Origin of the sequence: Stygiolobus sp. CP859M (genome assembly GCF_037389975.1) — an archaeon.
Classification (GTDB): domain Archaea; phylum Thermoproteota; class Thermoprotei_A; order Sulfolobales; family Sulfolobaceae; genus Stygiolobus.
On the sequence record NZ_JBBHKS010000004.1, the window covers coordinates 24668 to 40416 of the forward strand.

General features: G+C 35.0%; 10 protein-coding genes and 5 pseudogenes. 7 read left to right on the forward strand and 8 right to left on the reverse strand.

Features of this window, described 5'->3' with window-relative positions:
* Positions 1 to 92 precede the first annotated feature (92 nt).
* From WIW72_RS00465 to WIW72_RS00475, 3 genes and pseudogenes are all read right to left on the reverse strand, one after another.
* Positions 93 to 693, reverse strand: a pseudogene (locus tag WIW72_RS00465) (IS6 family transposase).
* A gap of 275 nt (positions 694 to 968) precedes the next feature.
* Positions 969 to 1094 carry a hypothetical protein gene (locus tag WIW72_RS00470; protein WP_337703307.1) on the reverse strand — a complete coding sequence of 42 codons (126 nt, stop codon included), beginning with the start codon at positions 1092 to 1094 and terminating at the stop codon, positions 969 to 971.
* 332 nt (positions 1095 to 1426) lie between these two features.
* Complete coding sequence (locus WIW72_RS00475) at positions 1427 to 2194, reverse strand: glycosyltransferase family 2 protein (protein ID WP_337721207.1); 768 nt, start codon at positions 2192 to 2194, stop codon at positions 1427 to 1429.
* Positions 2195 to 3395: 1201 nt separating this feature from the next.
* Between WIW72_RS00475 and WIW72_RS00480 the strand changes: the two genes are divergently transcribed.
* A complete protein-coding gene (locus WIW72_RS00480) occupies positions 3396 to 4517 on the forward strand; it encodes a glycosyltransferase (RefSeq protein WP_337719410.1) in 1122 nt (373 codons plus the stop codon).
* Between the two features lie 134 nt (positions 4518 to 4651).
* Here the strand turns inward: WIW72_RS00480 and WIW72_RS00485 are convergent, their stop codons facing one another.
* The 3 genes from WIW72_RS00485 to WIW72_RS00495 all read right to left on the reverse strand — a co-directional run bounded on the left by WIW72_RS00485 (position 4652) and on the right by WIW72_RS00495 (position 6632).
* Positions 4652 to 5086: a class I SAM-dependent methyltransferase gene (locus tag WIW72_RS00485; RefSeq protein WP_337719411.1), complete on the reverse strand. Its 435-nt coding sequence runs from the start codon at positions 5084 to 5086 to the stop codon at positions 4652 to 4654.
* A gap of 44 nt (positions 5087 to 5130) precedes the next feature.
* On the reverse strand, positions 5131 to 5316 hold the full coding sequence (locus tag WIW72_RS00490) for a class I SAM-dependent methyltransferase (protein ID WP_337721208.1): 186 nt from the start codon (positions 5314 to 5316) through the stop codon (positions 5131 to 5133).
* Positions 5317 to 5522: 206 nt separating this feature from the next.
* Positions 5523 to 6632, reverse strand: coding sequence for a transposase (locus WIW72_RS00495; RefSeq protein WP_337721209.1), 1110 nt, complete (start codon positions 6630 to 6632; stop codon positions 5523 to 5525).
* Positions 6633 to 6954: 322 nt separating this feature from the next.
* Here WIW72_RS00495 and WIW72_RS13195 point away from each other — a divergent pair.
* Together WIW72_RS13195 and WIW72_RS00505 are read left to right on the forward strand one after the other, a co-directional pair.
* A pseudogene (locus tag WIW72_RS13195) lies at positions 6955 to 7515 on the forward strand (IS630 family transposase); the annotation flags it as partial.
* Between the two features lie 245 nt (positions 7516 to 7760).
* Positions 7761 to 9881: a hypothetical protein gene (locus WIW72_RS00505; RefSeq protein ID WP_337719414.1), complete on the forward strand. Its 2121-nt coding sequence runs from the start codon at positions 7761 to 7763 to the stop codon at positions 9879 to 9881.
* On the opposite strand, the gene WIW72_RS00510 is transcribed toward WIW72_RS00505, so the two are convergent.
* Entirely contained in the window at positions 9862 to 11085 is a 1224-nt protein-coding gene (locus WIW72_RS00510; protein WP_337719415.1) for a glycosyltransferase, read from the reverse strand. The genes WIW72_RS00505 and WIW72_RS00510 overlap by 20 nt on opposite strands.
* A gap of 197 nt (positions 11086 to 11282) precedes the next feature.
* Between WIW72_RS00510 and WIW72_RS00515 the strand changes: the two are divergent.
* A pseudogene (locus WIW72_RS00515) lies at positions 11283 to 12259 on the forward strand (IS630-like element ISC1048 family transposase).
* A gap of 124 nt (positions 12260 to 12383) precedes the next feature.
* Here WIW72_RS00515 and WIW72_RS13200 read toward each other — a convergent pair.
* Positions 12384 to 12578, reverse strand: a pseudogene (locus WIW72_RS13200) (transposase); the annotation flags it as partial.
* An 856-nt stretch (positions 12579 to 13434) separates the two neighbouring features.
* Between WIW72_RS13200 and WIW72_RS13205 the strand changes: the two are divergent.
* The 3 genes and pseudogenes from WIW72_RS13205 to WIW72_RS00525 all read left to right on the forward strand — a co-directional run.
* Positions 13435 to 13512, forward strand: a complete 78-nt coding sequence (locus tag WIW72_RS13205) for a transposase (RefSeq protein WP_443294708.1) — start codon at positions 13435 to 13437, stop codon at positions 13510 to 13512.
* 385 nt (positions 13513 to 13897) lie between these two features.
* The gene (locus tag WIW72_RS00520) at positions 13898 to 15280 is read left to right on the forward strand and encodes an oligosaccharide flippase family protein (RefSeq protein ID WP_337719416.1); all 1383 of its coding nucleotides are present in this window, start codon (positions 13898 to 13900) and stop codon (positions 15278 to 15280) included.
* Positions 15281 to 15427: 147 nt separating this feature from the next.
* Positions 15428 to 15714 (forward strand): annotated as a pseudogene (locus WIW72_RS00525) (lipopolysaccharide biosynthesis protein); the annotation flags it as partial.
* Positions 15715 to 15749: the final 35 nt, after the last annotated feature.

The following is a 15749-nucleotide window of genomic DNA, read 5'->3' on the forward strand; positions in this document are numbered from 1 at the left end:
TTCTACCTTAAATTCTTATTTACTTTAGGATATACAAGTTTTAAGAAACTCAATATCATTATTCACTCAACGTCTGAGTGTGGACAACAATTTCATTCAATGGAAATATTTACATTTATTATCACCCCTTATCTAACAAGTACGTTGGGGTGTAAAGGTTAGGAAGAATGTTGATAACCACCTAGTTATTGTGATTGTCAGTATTCCAAGGGAAGTGGAAGTCCATCGATGCAAGTGTTTTAAGCCCTTGTTCTGCGTAATCCCTCTCGTTGAACTTCTCGTGTTCTACGTTTAACCATGTGAAGGCGTTGTATGCATTTCCCCCATCGTGCAAGTAACTTATCCACCCTCACTTTCTCCTTACTACTTCCTCAGCCCCTTCATATTTGCCAGAACTACTAAGACATGTACCCCACTCCTAACACTAGTAAGAAGAAAGGTACCCTTAGTTTTAACATCCCTAACGATCCACACGTAACTGACCATTAATTAGCCTCACCTTAGTCTCATCAATAGCGTAAACAATACTCAATGGCACAGCGTACTTAACATAACTCAACCTCCTATGATAGTAAAGCAGAGTGGAATGGGGTAAAACTACCCTCCAAGAGGATAACCCAGAAACTGGTTGGCCAATGCATAGGCTAAGGTATCCCTAGAGTAAAACTTAGGGCTAAGGTTAATATACTCCATTAAAATTAATTGGGTGAGCACGGTAACCTTCCATCTGTTTCCATGTGCTCATCTCCAATTAATTCCCGTGCTCACCCTAAAAAAGTATTATCATCAACGTTCTATCAATAAAGCACAAACAATTCAAATAATTCATTTTAGATTAACAAAATTGTTGTCCACACTCACGTTCCTCTTAAGAATTTTGAAAGCCTAAGGTAACGGCTCTACAGCTACTACTTCCTTAACTTTCCTAGCAACTTTCACTGTAAAATCGCCTATAAAAGCTCCGGCATCTAGTACAGTGTCTTCTCTCTGAAACTTAAGAAATCATACTCACCTTCTCTGAACGTTGAGTAATAAACGTAATCGTATCCTATAGGTATCCCTATCCCTATACTTCCGTAACGTAATAAACTCACAGTATGATATAGGAAAAAGAAAGTATTAAGCCTAAAGCTGTGAGAGAAATTAATTATACAAAATTTTAATATCTTGGCAGTATAATAACTATAAATCCTTCTCTTCCCGCACTCTGCTTTATCACTCTTTCTCTTTAATTTTAACGCTCGTTAACATGTACTAAATACGGGCCCTCCAATATGCTTTTTACTTAGTATTAACTCACAAGACGTGCATCTTAAAATTGTCGGTGCTATTAGAATCATCCGATAGTATTTACTAAGAGTCCTTAGACTAGGATTTAACGGTAAATCCTTAAGATAAAGCTATAAACTTTCTAAAAGTACTAGCGTTATAGGTAATATCCTAAAGCAAACGGAATTCCCTTAACTAAAGTTACTGGTAGCAGTTTTACCTTCTCACTAAAAGTCAACCCCGGTCTAGTCTTCCTCTCGTAAATAAACCTCTCATACTCAGTCCCTCTCAATAATTTAGCGTTCTTACCATACTTATACCATTTCCTCATAAATCCCCAAAAGGAGTCGTCTTCCACGTGATAAACTGCATTAGGAATAAACTGAACTTTTCCTTCCTTGTACAGCTTCATAACATTATAATAGATCACACTGTCCTCAAAGGCGTTAAGCCTGTCTTTCAAGTTTAAAGGTATCATTTCATAAGCCTTCAATAGAAGTTGTCTATCATACATTCTGGGGATTATACCACCGTTACCAACTGATAGATTCTCAGCCCACTTATTATGAGTTATTTCCCTGTCCATGCTCATTAACTTGTGGACTACGCCTTTGCCAACAGTTATTTCCCCTAATGCTATAACTTTCTCTTCAAATCCCTTAAAGTTTTCAGAGAAGTACATGTCTGAATCAAGGTTAACTACGTAATCTCCGCTTGCAATTTTTGCTCCCTCAATCCTGGCTATTAACATACTGCCTCTCACTTGAAGAACTCTTGCACCTTCATTTTCAGCAATTTCTACTGTTCTGTCCGTGGAAAAAGAGTCAACTACTATTACTTCGTCAGCCACCTTGAGAGAGGAACTGACTGCAAGTTTAATTGTCCTCTCGCTGTTAAGCGTCGGAATTACAACACTTATTTTCATCCTTACTAGCTTAGAGGGGCAATTTTTAGCTTTTACGAGAATATTTAACGTAGTAAATTCGTCCCTTGGGGTTTAAGTTAATTCTTCCTCTTTATTCTAACTATTCCATGATTACCTATTATATTATCAACAAGTTTTTATTGTGTTCGTTCAACTTTTTATTACCTCCCTTATCTTCTCTAATGTTCTTTCACTATCAAAAAGTACTCCTTTTCAAAGTCTTCTAATCATTTAATAGATCAACTATTTAAATCGGAGGAATATAAAGCTGTCATTTTCGTTCAAAACCTACATTGGTTTCCGTCTGGGCTAATAAATACCTCACCTTCTATATTACTTAATACGACACGGTACGGTATCAAATCTATTATCGAGGAATTAAGTGCCAAAAGCTTAAAGGAATTAGGATTTAGGCCTTAAGCTCTCAAGATTAAACTTAGTTTTATCCATGACTTTTGTTGTAGTAGCTACAAACTGAAGTGTACTTTCTACCGAATAACGAGTGATATACCTTCATTGAGGGTTGTGTATAAAGAAAGTCCTATTCACTCCAACTGACCAAGTTAAGGATATCTTAAGACCATAAAAGTTTAGAAAAAATAAACTTAGTTGAGAATAAGTGGCTAAAAGCAAGAAGACTGAAATTCATATCTATTTGTGAGAAATTCTTGGCATCTTGATCTTACACGATTATTCTCACTCTATCAGCCTTATTTAGAAGCTTGGAGTTCGGTTCATTATTATTGGCCAATTCAACTTACTTATTTATCTGGTTTCAGATTGTATTTGCGTTAGTTTATTACTCAATCACTAAACAGCCTAAATAAATGTGTTAAAAATAAATGTGAGAAAGAAATAACTAAGTTATGAACTGGAAGATTAACGTCATGACAATGTTTACATTTACGCTATTATCTCTTTTATTTTCATTCCTAAATATGTTTATATCCGCATTTATACTTATAATATTTTATCTTATAGACTTACTCAAGCCGCCCTTTTACTCAGCTGACGAAATGGAAAATCCAATAGTCTCCTTTACTCCAATCCTAGTTATAGGAGTTACAATTTATATATTGTTAAAATTATATTTTAATGATTTAATATTTTTCATGCTCCTCCTCACATTGCTTATCATAGACATGACACTGTCATATAAAAGAGCAAAAGATTAAAAATATGCAAAATAATTGGATACCCTATGACGAGGATACTCATAATCCTAAGGACTCTTTGGACCGCGGGAGCACAGAGAATAGCGATCAACGAATATAGATGGTTAAAAAAGTTAGGATATGAGCCTAAGCTCATATTTCTAAGGGGAACAAACACTAAAGGCTACGAAGAGATGTTAAAAGACATAGACTACAAAGTAATAAGAGAAGGGCATGGCATATTCACGCCGATTTTTTACGTCGGAACAAAAATGTTCGCTAGAGATAGAGGAATTGAAAGTACTGTAGATCTAGATCTTATAATGAAGATTAGTGGTATAGCCAAAGAAGAAAAGGCTGATTATTTAATTTGCCACGATCAGTTTACAGCAATAGGCTGTTTGAAAGCCTTTGAAAGGAACAAAATTCCTTTTAGTGTGTTCGTTCACGAAAAGGTAACTAATTATTCCCTTCCGATCTTAGGAAAAATAATTAATAACTTTGAAAAAAAAATATTTATTAAAGCAAAAAAAGTTTTCGCAGTTACTGATAAGGTCGCCAGAACTATCTATGAGAAACACGGAATAAACGCAATATCTAATTATCCTGGTATGGATAAAATTTCTGAAAAATCCTTTAGAGAAAAGGAAAATTATCTAATAACAGTTTCATTTTGGGATCTAGGCAGGAAGCCCTGGGATTATGTAGAGGTAATAAAAAATGTAGATGATTATAAACTATTGTTTGTAGGTAATTGGAGAGTTAAAAAAGCTAAAGAATATTTTTTTAAGAAAGTTAAAGAAGAAGGAATAGAAAGTAAAGTGGAGATACTAGAAGGTATAAGTGAAAGTAAACTCCACGAGTTATACGATAAAAGCAAATTCCTTATTAGGTTTGGTTACGGTGAATATGGTCCAACTATGTCGTTTATTGAGGCTATGCAGCATACATTACCAGCGATAATTAATGATGAATTGGGAACAGCTGATTTGGCTAAAAGATATAATGTAGGTTTAGTTATCCATGGTATCAATATTAAAGAAATTAAAGAATTTCTGAAAAATATGAATGAAAATAAATATAAGGAATTACAGTTAGGTATAGCTAAAATACAGAAGGAATATACATGGGAAAATCATACAAAAAAACTAGTTGAAGGCATAACTTAATTTTAGTAAAGCATTTATTAGATCTCGCCTCGATTACAGATCGATATTTAAGGGAAAGACCCATAACTGCTGTTTAGTAGTTATATGGAGTCTTGCGATAAGCTCTGGCTTAAAATTAAGATAAAATCTAATAACTACTGTTCTTTTTTAGCTACTATGAACATGTGAGAAGCTAATGACGGAAAATGGGAGAAAAATCTATCTAGAGCAGAAGGCCATGAAGGGATACCATCTGCAATAAGTCCCCTCTTGTCTAGGACTTCGAAGCCGAAATATTCAAGGTACTCAATCATTGTCCTTAAAGTGAAAGATTTTGCGTGGCCATTAGTTTGGTCTTTATATGCCAACCTACCGAAGCCCTTTACAAACGATACGTCGTGAGAAAAGGGCTGATAACCCATAAATAGTGCCAGCCTATTAATCCATGATGATAGATTAGGAGTTGATAAAATTAGAATACCGTTTTCTCCTTTCTTTAATACTCTATGGATTTCGCTCAATACTAAATCTGAGTTATATATATGCTCTATAACCTCTTCAAAAATAACCGCATTAACACTAGAATCCATAAAAGGGAGTTTAGATGTATTAACGTCCTCTACGTAGGCGTAATTCAGTTCCTCCTTATCTCATCTTCAGCAGAAGAGGCAATTTCAATACAGTAAGCATCTTTAAATCCTAGCCTTTCCTTAAAATACCTCAAATTTTTCCCATTACCGCACCCTATTTCAACTATAGTCCTTTTTTCATTTAAAAGGAGTGATAAGGCCTTTTCGGTTAACGTAATTCTTTCTAACATGTGCTTAGTTAAATCCAACTTAACATAGTGTGTTTTATAAAAATCCTTTATGGGATGTTTTTCCGTGTTTGCATTTAAGCAAAATCCTGCTACATACTTTTCTTTAATGCTTCTGCGTTTTGAGGTTTAAACTTTTAACATCAAAATTTAGCTATATCTTCTACCGTAGAGTATTTTGAATTCTTCCTTACAGCAGTTATGGGACTTTAACGTAACTTAAAGATTTTCATCAGCCCAGGTGGTCCGCCTAAATAACGTTCAACGAACCTGAGGAACGCCTCCACGCTCCTCAGGTTAAGAGCCCCCACCAGCTCCCTGACGACGTTGACCATGATGGTGAAGATCGTGAGGTACCCCTGAAGCCTCTCTCTCCTCCAGAACGAGGAGTCCTCCAGTCCCAAGGCCTTGACGTCCCTGTGGAGCTCCTCAATCTCCCACCTCATCCTCCATGCCTCCTCGATCTCCTCCTCACTGAGCGAGAGATCGGTCGTGTAGAGGTACCTAACGTGTGTACCGGAGTCACCTTTATATTCTTGGACTAGCAATTTTACTGTAGTCACTCGGTCTCCCAGGGTCAGGTCGGCGTAGTAGACTCCTGGGGGTAGGTCTCCCACTCGGAGGTGTCCCTCCACCTCCTCGAGGGTCCCCCGGGCCGACTCGACCCTGAGGAGCCTCCGGTTGGACTTGAGCTCAGACACTACGTTGTCCTTCACGAGCTTCTCCGACCAGTACCACGAGTCGAAGACGACCATGGACACGCTAAAGCGCTCCTTGAGCACGTCCAACATCTCCTTGGCCAAGTCGATCTTGGTCTTGAACTCGGTGACCATCCCCAAGTCCAACATCTTCCTCACGGCGTAGGGGAAGGCTCCCACCATGAACGTCCTGCCCGTGGAGAGGTCCACTATGGCGACCGTGAGGAGTTGTATACCCCTCTCGAACCTCCGGTGGGTGTGGCAGTAGATCCAGTAGTTCCCGTGGGGGCTCACGTCCTTTCCTCTGGAGTACTCCTTGTGGTCCACGGTGTCGTCTATGATTACGGCCACCTCACCCTTCACCAGCCCCGACAGGACCTTCAAGTAGTCCCTCCACGCGTCTTCGAGTTCCCCCAACGCCTCCAGCAGGTTTGCGTAGTCCAACCCGAACGTCTCAGCAGCATTCTTCACGCTGGCCCTACCGCCTAGCAGGGTCATGAGGGCTAGTGCTAACCCGACCTTCCTGCTCCTCCCGTTCCTCCTCACTATGCCCAGGACTTTGTTCACTGCCTTGACCAACTTCTCCTTAGCTAACTCGATTTGTCCTTTTCCGTTTGACATCTTTTCAGTATGAAGACGTCTAAAATTAAAAACTTCTCGCTAATACCGACTTCTTGGTATTACCTCCCTAAGATTCCCATAACTGCTGAATAAATTTTGCCAAGGGAATAAAAAGGTTAAGTAACTACGAGCCTGTAATCGTTTCGTTATCAGTTTCGCTAGACACTAGCAAGTTAGGAAACATAGAAGTAGACAATCTATGTAAAAGTTTGAGAGTATTTTCTAGTTTTAGAATTCTTCTAGGCTCTTCCTCTCCTCCAAGACCATTTAAGAGGGAAACAAGTGTACAAGAATTATAAGGGGAGACAATAAGAGGAGCAATTACATTGAAGAGAAATTCAAGGTGAAAATAAGCTATGTGACCGCTTGGAGGATAACAAGGAAAAGGCCAAAAATACCCTAACATCAAACCTTACATAAGAAGAGGCCAATAGATGCAGTTGACATACTTAGGGAGAGGTTAAAGTGTATTAAGAAGGGTGTTAAGACATTTTTCATGGATGAGTGTGGTTTTTCGTCAAGACCCTTCTAAGGTTAGGCGTTCGGGTTTGCCATCTGATTATCCTAGAGTTAATGGTCTTGGTTGTATTCCTTTGATTGATGGTTTTCTGGTTTTTATGAGTTTTTCCTTCTAATATTCTAGGGTTTTTCGCTAGTTTTCTTTACTTGCTTAGGGTTAGGAATTCCGGTAATATTGTTTTGGATAATGCTAGTTTTCATAAGAGTTCTTATGTTTTAACGGTTGCTTCTAGGCTTAACATTACTTTACTCCCTATTCTCCAGACTTAAACCCTATTGAACTGGAAGGATTTGAAGAGTTGGCTTAATACTTACTATAATCCCGAGTTGGATCATGTTGAGGATGAGTTCTATTATCTTATTTCTCAAGGTACTAGTTATTAGGTTGAGTTGTTTAGCGATAAGCTTAAGGAAGGTGTTGTTAAGGAAAAATTTTTGCTAATTCTCAAATATTATCTGTTAACAAGTCTTAACAAGTCTATTCTCTTAATTAAGCAACCTTTTCTGAAGATTTTTCTATATTTTATACCGATAAAATTTTTAAACCGTTACAACTATTATGAAAAAAGAAGATATATACAGAAGCAATAATCATTACTAAGGGAGGATATGCCATCTGCTTTGGCTAAACTACTGGTTAAAATAAACAGCAGAAAATTAAGAAATTATTTAATTTTAATTTCTATATATTCCATTATATTTTCTGACTTTGTAGTTAATCCAAATATATTCCAACTGACTGATGAACTTCCACCCTTTTATCATCTAGAACAAGACATGCTTTACTTAGAATTGCCTTATGTCTTTTATAATTTCGGAGGTCCAAATACCATATCTATCTACTATATTATTAAAGGTATTCTATCTGTAATATTTGGACCAAGTATTGTACAACGGATTATATATATTATGCCATTTTATATTAGCTCAATTTTATTTCTGAACTTCGTAGATTATATTTTCAAATTAGAAAAAATAAGACTCAGCTATACTACGGATTTAATAGAAATAATACTTTCGTTAGTTTATTCAATATCACCCTTTATCTTAAATAATTTTCTAAATGGGGAAGAAGGTTTTATGTTTATGGAAAGCTTTATACCTTTTTATTTATTACTTCTATTTAAAGCAATTTTCGAGAAAATTACAAAAAATGATGTATTATTAAGCATTCTCATTTCTACCTTTTTAATTAGTGTGTCGTTTGAGTTTAGTTCATTTATCTTCGCTATAATGATTCCATTTATCATATATCAATTATTATTTGAATATAAAAAGCTTTTGGAAATTTTAAAAATAATTTCTACATTAATTGTATCAATTATATTAAATATACAAAATCTATTTATTATTGTTAATACTTTTATAATAAAGGGAGCTTTTTTTAGCGATCAAAATTATGGATATACACTTTATCTAAATGTATTCAAGACGAATTTTGGAATTTCTACATTTCACTTTATTTTGTTTTCATTGTTCATTACCTCTACATTATTTTTATTTATAAGTAGAAAAGGATTGGTAAAGATATCTGCTATTGTCCTTGCATACATGACTCTACTTGTATATATATATAGTCAAGTTTTAAATGGAGATTCATCTTTTGTATATAGTATAGCAAAAAGTTATATTCTGGCAGTACTTATACACTATATTTACTTTGCAGGAATTATAACGCCGCTCTCTTTCACTATATTAGCTATATTTATTTTAAAATTAGTAAAAGCTGATAAAAGAAAATTACTATATTTAAGTCTTATATTTATAATTTTGTCTGAATTTGGGATTTTTATACATACAAGTTTATGGCCGGCGTATAGTGATGAGGAATTCTTTAATTTCAGTTATAAAGATATATTTTATTATCATGAAATAAAATATCCATTCATCAACGTATCAAATTTTCTAATTAAACAAAATCTGTCTTATGGATACTCTCTATATTCTACTATGATTCCAATGGCACCATATCCTCAAAATTTTTTACCTAATTATTTTATGCCGATTATCTCACCAGGTTTTAGTGCATATTTTCCGTCTAAAAGTTACGCCGAAGAGGCAAATTGTTTCTTATATGAAAATATAACAGAATTCGGCTATTTGTTGGCTTTTAGTGGCATAAAATATATAGTAGTTATGAATTATATTTATAATACTACATGGCCTCATGCCTATGATAGTCCTACGGTATCTAATTGGGGGTATAATTACTTTATAACGGGTTCACCTAATTTTGTTAACATTACGCTTTCACGCTCTAAAGATTTCTCACTTGTTTATAATAGCATTAATGTATCTATATATAATAATTTATTATCTAGATATCCATTGGATTTAGTTCCTTTTAATTCCTCTAACTTAAGCAATTTAAATATATCTCAGATTATACACATAGTGAATTTCACAAATGCTCAAAAAATTAATATTGTACAAAATTATAATTTCATTAATATTAATATTAATGAAATTAAAGGGAGAGTTTACTATTTAATTCTTGATTTTAAATATGACCCTAATTGGATTTTAGTTTATGGGAATAAGCAGATAAAGGGATTTGAAGGACCATTTGGCTTACAAGCTTTTAATATATCCCATGTTAATATTACGCATTTTATATTGAAGTATAAAGGAGAAACTACATACAGAACTTTGAACTATCTTTCGATCTCATTGTATGTTATAATAAGTGTTTTAACCATTGTAATAAGAATCAAGGGGAGAAGGACTTAATGATTTTTATTTCATTTTGTATTATTTCATCCCAATTTGAATGTTTTTTCAAAAAATCTTTAACAGTTTCATCAAATAAATAATCTAAATCCTTATTATAATACGCTTTGACTATATGAAACAATTCTTTTTCATTATGAACAAATATTACTGGTTTAATGTTTTTATATATTTCTTCAGTCCCGTTGTAAAATGATATCACTGGCGTATAGTTAGCTATAGACTCTAAATTCACAAAACTGTAAGTTTCACTATAAGAAAAGTTAATATTGAGTTTACTGCTTCTAAGATTTTTTAAAGCTTCTTCATGGGGTAATTTACCTAATATTTTTATTACATTATTTTTATTTTTAACTAAGTTAAAAATTTGTTTCTGAGCGATTCTAGGTAGATCTCCAATTAATGTCAGTTTAATCTCATCATTGTTCTGACCTAATATTTTTAAGAACTTTATCAACCTACATAGTCCTTTAAATGGAGTAAATGCCGTAGATATAGATACAATACCTTCTTTATTTTTAGAAATATTATGGTTATCATATAAGTTTATAGCTATCCCAGGGAAAAGTCTCTTGGTGATAATATTATATTTGAACAGCGAATATTTTCTCAATGAATTAGTATTTATATAGATAGCAAAATTTAATTTATTGCTTGAAAAAATTTTCCTAAACATCATGTGTAATAGTAATTTCTCGCTTAATTTTTTCACAGAAAGCAGAGGATTAACACATGAATAGGTATTCAATATATATCTAATCTCATCTAAATATCCACCATTAATCCATGACCCATGAACTATAAACCCTCTCAATCTAGATTTAATTTGAATGGCTAGATTAAGATCAGTAAAGGCTTCACTTGTTACATAGATTAGGTCATAATTATCATTTAGCTTACTTTTGATATACTGGATTAATCTGATATCGAAAAAATGTTTGTGGTTTAGATTCAGAATTGAGTATAGATCAAAAGGAATTTCTAGATTATAGACTCCAGAGAATCGGTAAATATCTTCTACATAACGTTCTCCGAATTTAGGGACTCGTTTAAGATTTCCTAAAATACTTGGAATATAATAAACCTTATCAAAATATTTAGATACTTTAGACAGGAAAATTGTACTTCTGATACTTCCACCTGATACTGCATCAGAATTATTATTTCCTACTATTGCCTCGCCTATTATTAAAACCTTTCTCACGACAATAATGAAACAAAAAACAAAACAAAAGTTTTACCCTGATAACATTTAGTACACTATCAATAACTTTGTTACGTTATAAACATAATGTTATGCAGTTAGGAAATTCTAGAATAATATGAAGTAAAATTAAGAAATCTAAGAGTAAAACTATACCTTAGTGTTTCTGAAAAAGTTTGTAAATTAGTATTATTAATTTGAATTACAGAAATTTAGCTTTAGCTTGCGAGGAAGAGAAGGACGCGAAGATTAGGAGAGAATTTACGCGGTGAAGTTGTATATAGAAGACAGTAAATTATAAGAACAAGTTTCACAAATGCTGAACAAGATATTATCTAATAATAAGATGATGAATTAGTAGGTACAAGAAAGAAGGTCTTGACGGTCTAAGATACAAGCCCAGATCGGATATACCGAGAAAAGCAGAAGAAAAGAAAATAGAACTAACATTAGACGATTGATCTGGAAAATACTTAATACAACAAGAATGCCGGACAACGTGAACATTAAAAATAGTACTACTGTAACTAGGAATAGAATAAAAGAAATTCGAGTTATGAGTACAGCTTTACTAGCTAAGATACAATCTCGTGAAACCTAGACCCGCAAACGTTTAAGCTATAAAGGACATGTGAGAAGACTTTAAAAAATGAAGGGCATAAAAAGGAAAAGCTCTGTTCTTTCTAGGTGAGAGTAGGATGATAATTTATACGTTGATCAAGAATGTTTCCGCTAATATCGGTAGTAAGCACTAACGGACGTCATCCTAGGTTTTCCTTATATCTATGTCGATCTTGCCTGATATAATCACCTGAAGTTGCTGTTTCCCTTTTAGGAGGCCTAATTGGAATCTATTAAGCGCCGCTTAAGGTATTACAAGCCATGTTTTGATAGTGGAAGGGCTTATGCGGTTAAGGATAATTATTTCCTTATAAGACCAAGGATACCATTGAGATTTGTTGTAGGAAGATATTTATCTCATGTTTACTCCTCCTTCTCGCTTAACCTTAACGTAACTAGGTGATCTTCAAGCCCCCTCAAGGAATACGTGAGTAATGAAAATTTTACACAATAAAAGATATAAAATTGTAATAAACAACTCTTTAAGGAAAATTTGTATAAATTTAGTTTTAATGCAATAATTTACTCGAAATTAGATAAAATTAACGTTTAAGAACTTCTTAGAGAAACTATCAATAATGATCAGATAAATAGATGCATACTCAGTAAAAGGGCGATTCGGGGCTCCCTTGCGAATTGTAATATCTCTGTTGATTTGGGCTTATTCAATGGAGGAATTACTGAATGTATTTAGTCATTTTACGAAGAAATAAGAGTTCTTGCAATATTACAAGAATGGGATAACAGGTCGAGAGGTTGTAGTTGAGGGCTATAGCCCGACGATCCTCCAGGTGAAGTGGCACTCGCAGAACTCTCCAGGGGGGAGTTGAAGAACTGGTCGGGTTGTTGGACCTGAGGAGGGGCCAGAGCTCGGCGTTCTCAGCACGGGCAGGAGGAGGGCCCTGAGTACTAGCCTTTCCTCCCTGAGCACCTCCTCACCTGTACAGTACGACAACCTCACCGTGACCCACTCCAGCCCGTACAAGACCCCCGGAGGAAGACCTTAAACCCCTCAGGAATCTGTACCCGGCGTAACCCATCCTCCTCTCCATCTCATTCATTTAATAGCGTGACCTCCCCAACTACCTCAAGGGGGAGCGCGGTCACCACGTGATTGAATAAACATCTCACGGTATGGCCTAGCGCTCGTCCCCTTTTTAGTGTTACTAATGTAGGATCAATTAAGCCACTTTCATTCTATAGAAACAAATAGAAATCGCAATGGAGTCCTGAATCGCCCCAGTAAAACTATGCTAATACTTCAGAAAGTAAGGAGTAAGAGTATTATATGTAAGCCAAATATACGGTTGAGGGAGAAAGACCCGAGAGGAAAGAAAACAGATTTTTATGAAGCATAAAAACTAGTAAACATCACAAACAAGGTAAAGGAGTATAACTACAACCATCAAACGAACTAATAACACCATAAGTCTTCCTAAAAAGCCTTTAATAAAGTGAAGGTAGAGAGATCATTATTCCTAAACTTAGTAATGGGGGCAAGAAAATCCTGAAGAATTCTCTTAAGAGTAACATCATAATGCAATTATACAATTTATAGTACATAAAGATCATACATGAAAAAGTCAAAGTATTATCTAAAGCGCTTTTGAAAACAAGCTAGAAAATTTTAGAAGTAGAAGAAACAACATAATTATAAATTCTTGAATTTCACGTGTTATTAACTACCCCGGAGATGGGGAAACTTAATTCAGGAATGATATAATAGTTATTGTTGGGGACATTAAACGCTTTCCTAATCCCGCACCTTTCGTAGCCTATTGTGGTTTAGATCCAATAGTTGAGTAGAACTGTAAGGCTCCTCTAAGTAAGGGAATACTGAAGAAAGGTAAGGAGTAGTCGTGCGGGTTGTTCTAATTCCTTACTTAGATTAATTACTCTCGTAGTACTCCATTACTAAAATTCTAGGAAAGTCATGGGTTGAAAGGAAAGAGGTTGTACACTGCTTTAGTCGGGGAATTGGCTAGAATAGCTCGGAGCGTTTGGTGTAACAATAAGTCATATAAGCCTAAATAAATAAACCCTTTCCCGAATCATCACGTTGATTGAAAGTGTTCGCGTGACAATCTTACCAAATACTGTGCCTGAGGTTTAACTGAGAAATCTATTACTAAACGCTACACCGAAGTGCTTTCAGCTAAATGTTTAAAAACCTCTTTAATATTTACATAATGTGAATCCATTAAGAGGAGCTTTAAAATTTCTTTCTACATCTCTCTTTAATACTGTTTTAGGACTGATATTCTTCCTCATAGCGGGTTACTTTGCTACACCTTCGTTTATAGGCAAAATTTCCATAATTCAAGTCACGGAAATTTTTACTGGATATCTTTTCTCTATTTTACCTTATCAATTAATTACTAGAGAAGTAGCTCATTATTACTCTTCTTCTCAGTGCTATAATAGAATAGTTTATACGAGTCTCTCTTACGCAGTACTGGTATCTCCCCTCCTCCTCTTCCTCTTGTTCTTTCCGTCATATTTATGGATGTCTATACCTTATTTCGTGCTCTATCTTTTCACAAACTATCAAGGCCAATTGTTAACGGGCTTAGGTAAGTTCACTGAAGTTAATGTAGGTAACGCAGTCTTCACTATTTTCAGGTGGGGTTTTTCAATCATAGCAATTTTCTACCATAGTGTAGAGCTCCTGATTTTGATTTGGACTTTAGGGGCCGTAATGAAAGCTGTATACTATCAAATTTACCTCCCATTCAAGTTTTCTTTTGACAAGGCTACGTTTAAGGAAATTGCAAAGGTGGGTTTTCCTATATACTTAACCGGTATCGTTTATTTCATTTCTGGTCAAGGGGACAGAGTAGTTACTGCTTTCCTTTTAGGCTCCTATTACTTGGGTGTATACCAATTAGTAGCCTTAGCTGCAGTTGTTCCATCAATGCTTATCTCATCTTTCTCTTCTTCTCTTCTCCCTTCCTCGACGTATTATTACACAAAGGGAAGGGACATGAAAGAGATTTCCTCGATTAGCTTTAGGATTCTGACTCTAATTTCCCTACCCATGGCTATTTTAGGTTACGCTTTTTCCCCCCTTTTCATTTCGAAGTTTTTCCCTCAATACGTGCCGGGTATTCCTTCAATGCAGTTGTTAATTCTGTCCTTAACTTCAACGATGCCGTTACAACTCTTATCGACTTTTATGATAGCCGCAAAAAAGAATTATAGACCTTTCATAATTATAGGCATTATTAGCGCAGCAGAGGTTGTAGGAGTGTCTTATTATCTTATTCCTAGGATAGGTATCTACGGAGCGGCAATTGCTCAAGCTTTTAACGCGATTATTACTTCACTCCTCTACTTACTCTTTTCTCACATCCAAGGTGTATTCAAACTGGAAAGGAGGGAAATTGCAAGTCTTGTGTTAATAGGTTTATCTTTTTTAGCTTTGACAAATTGGTGGGAAGTTATATTAATAGTAGTTCTTTTGGGTTTCAAATTGTTAGGAATAATAGGTAGTGAGGAAGTAAAAATAGTTGAAGGCTTTATCCCCTCTAGTTTAAAGAGGATAGCTAGGATTCTTTATTTAATCACGAGATAATGAAAGAGTTTGATAGGTAAGTTTCTACTAGCCAACAGCTGCTATATAGCGAGCTTTGTTAAATATTAAAATCAAAAGAGAACATTATACGACAAATAAGAGTAGAAAAAACTCCTTTGGTATTTTTCCGTTTATACACTCTGTTATAAGATTGATAAGGAGGTCATAGGGAAATTCCTCTCATTCTCTTTCCTTGCCTTACAATTTTTCTTAGTCCTCCTCTTCTCAAATTACGTTAAGTTAGCAATACCTTACATTTTCCTTTACCCCTTGAATGGTATCATTGGGTCAATAATGGTAGGAATGGACATGTTTACAGAGGGAGCAATAACAGGAAACCTCACAATAAGGTGGGGGATCTCGATAATTGCAGTCCTCTCACAATTTTCATTGAAATATGGACTTTGGGAAGGATTATCTCAGTCTCAATGAACATGTTTTCCTACTTAAGAATACTTTTTTGAGGCGA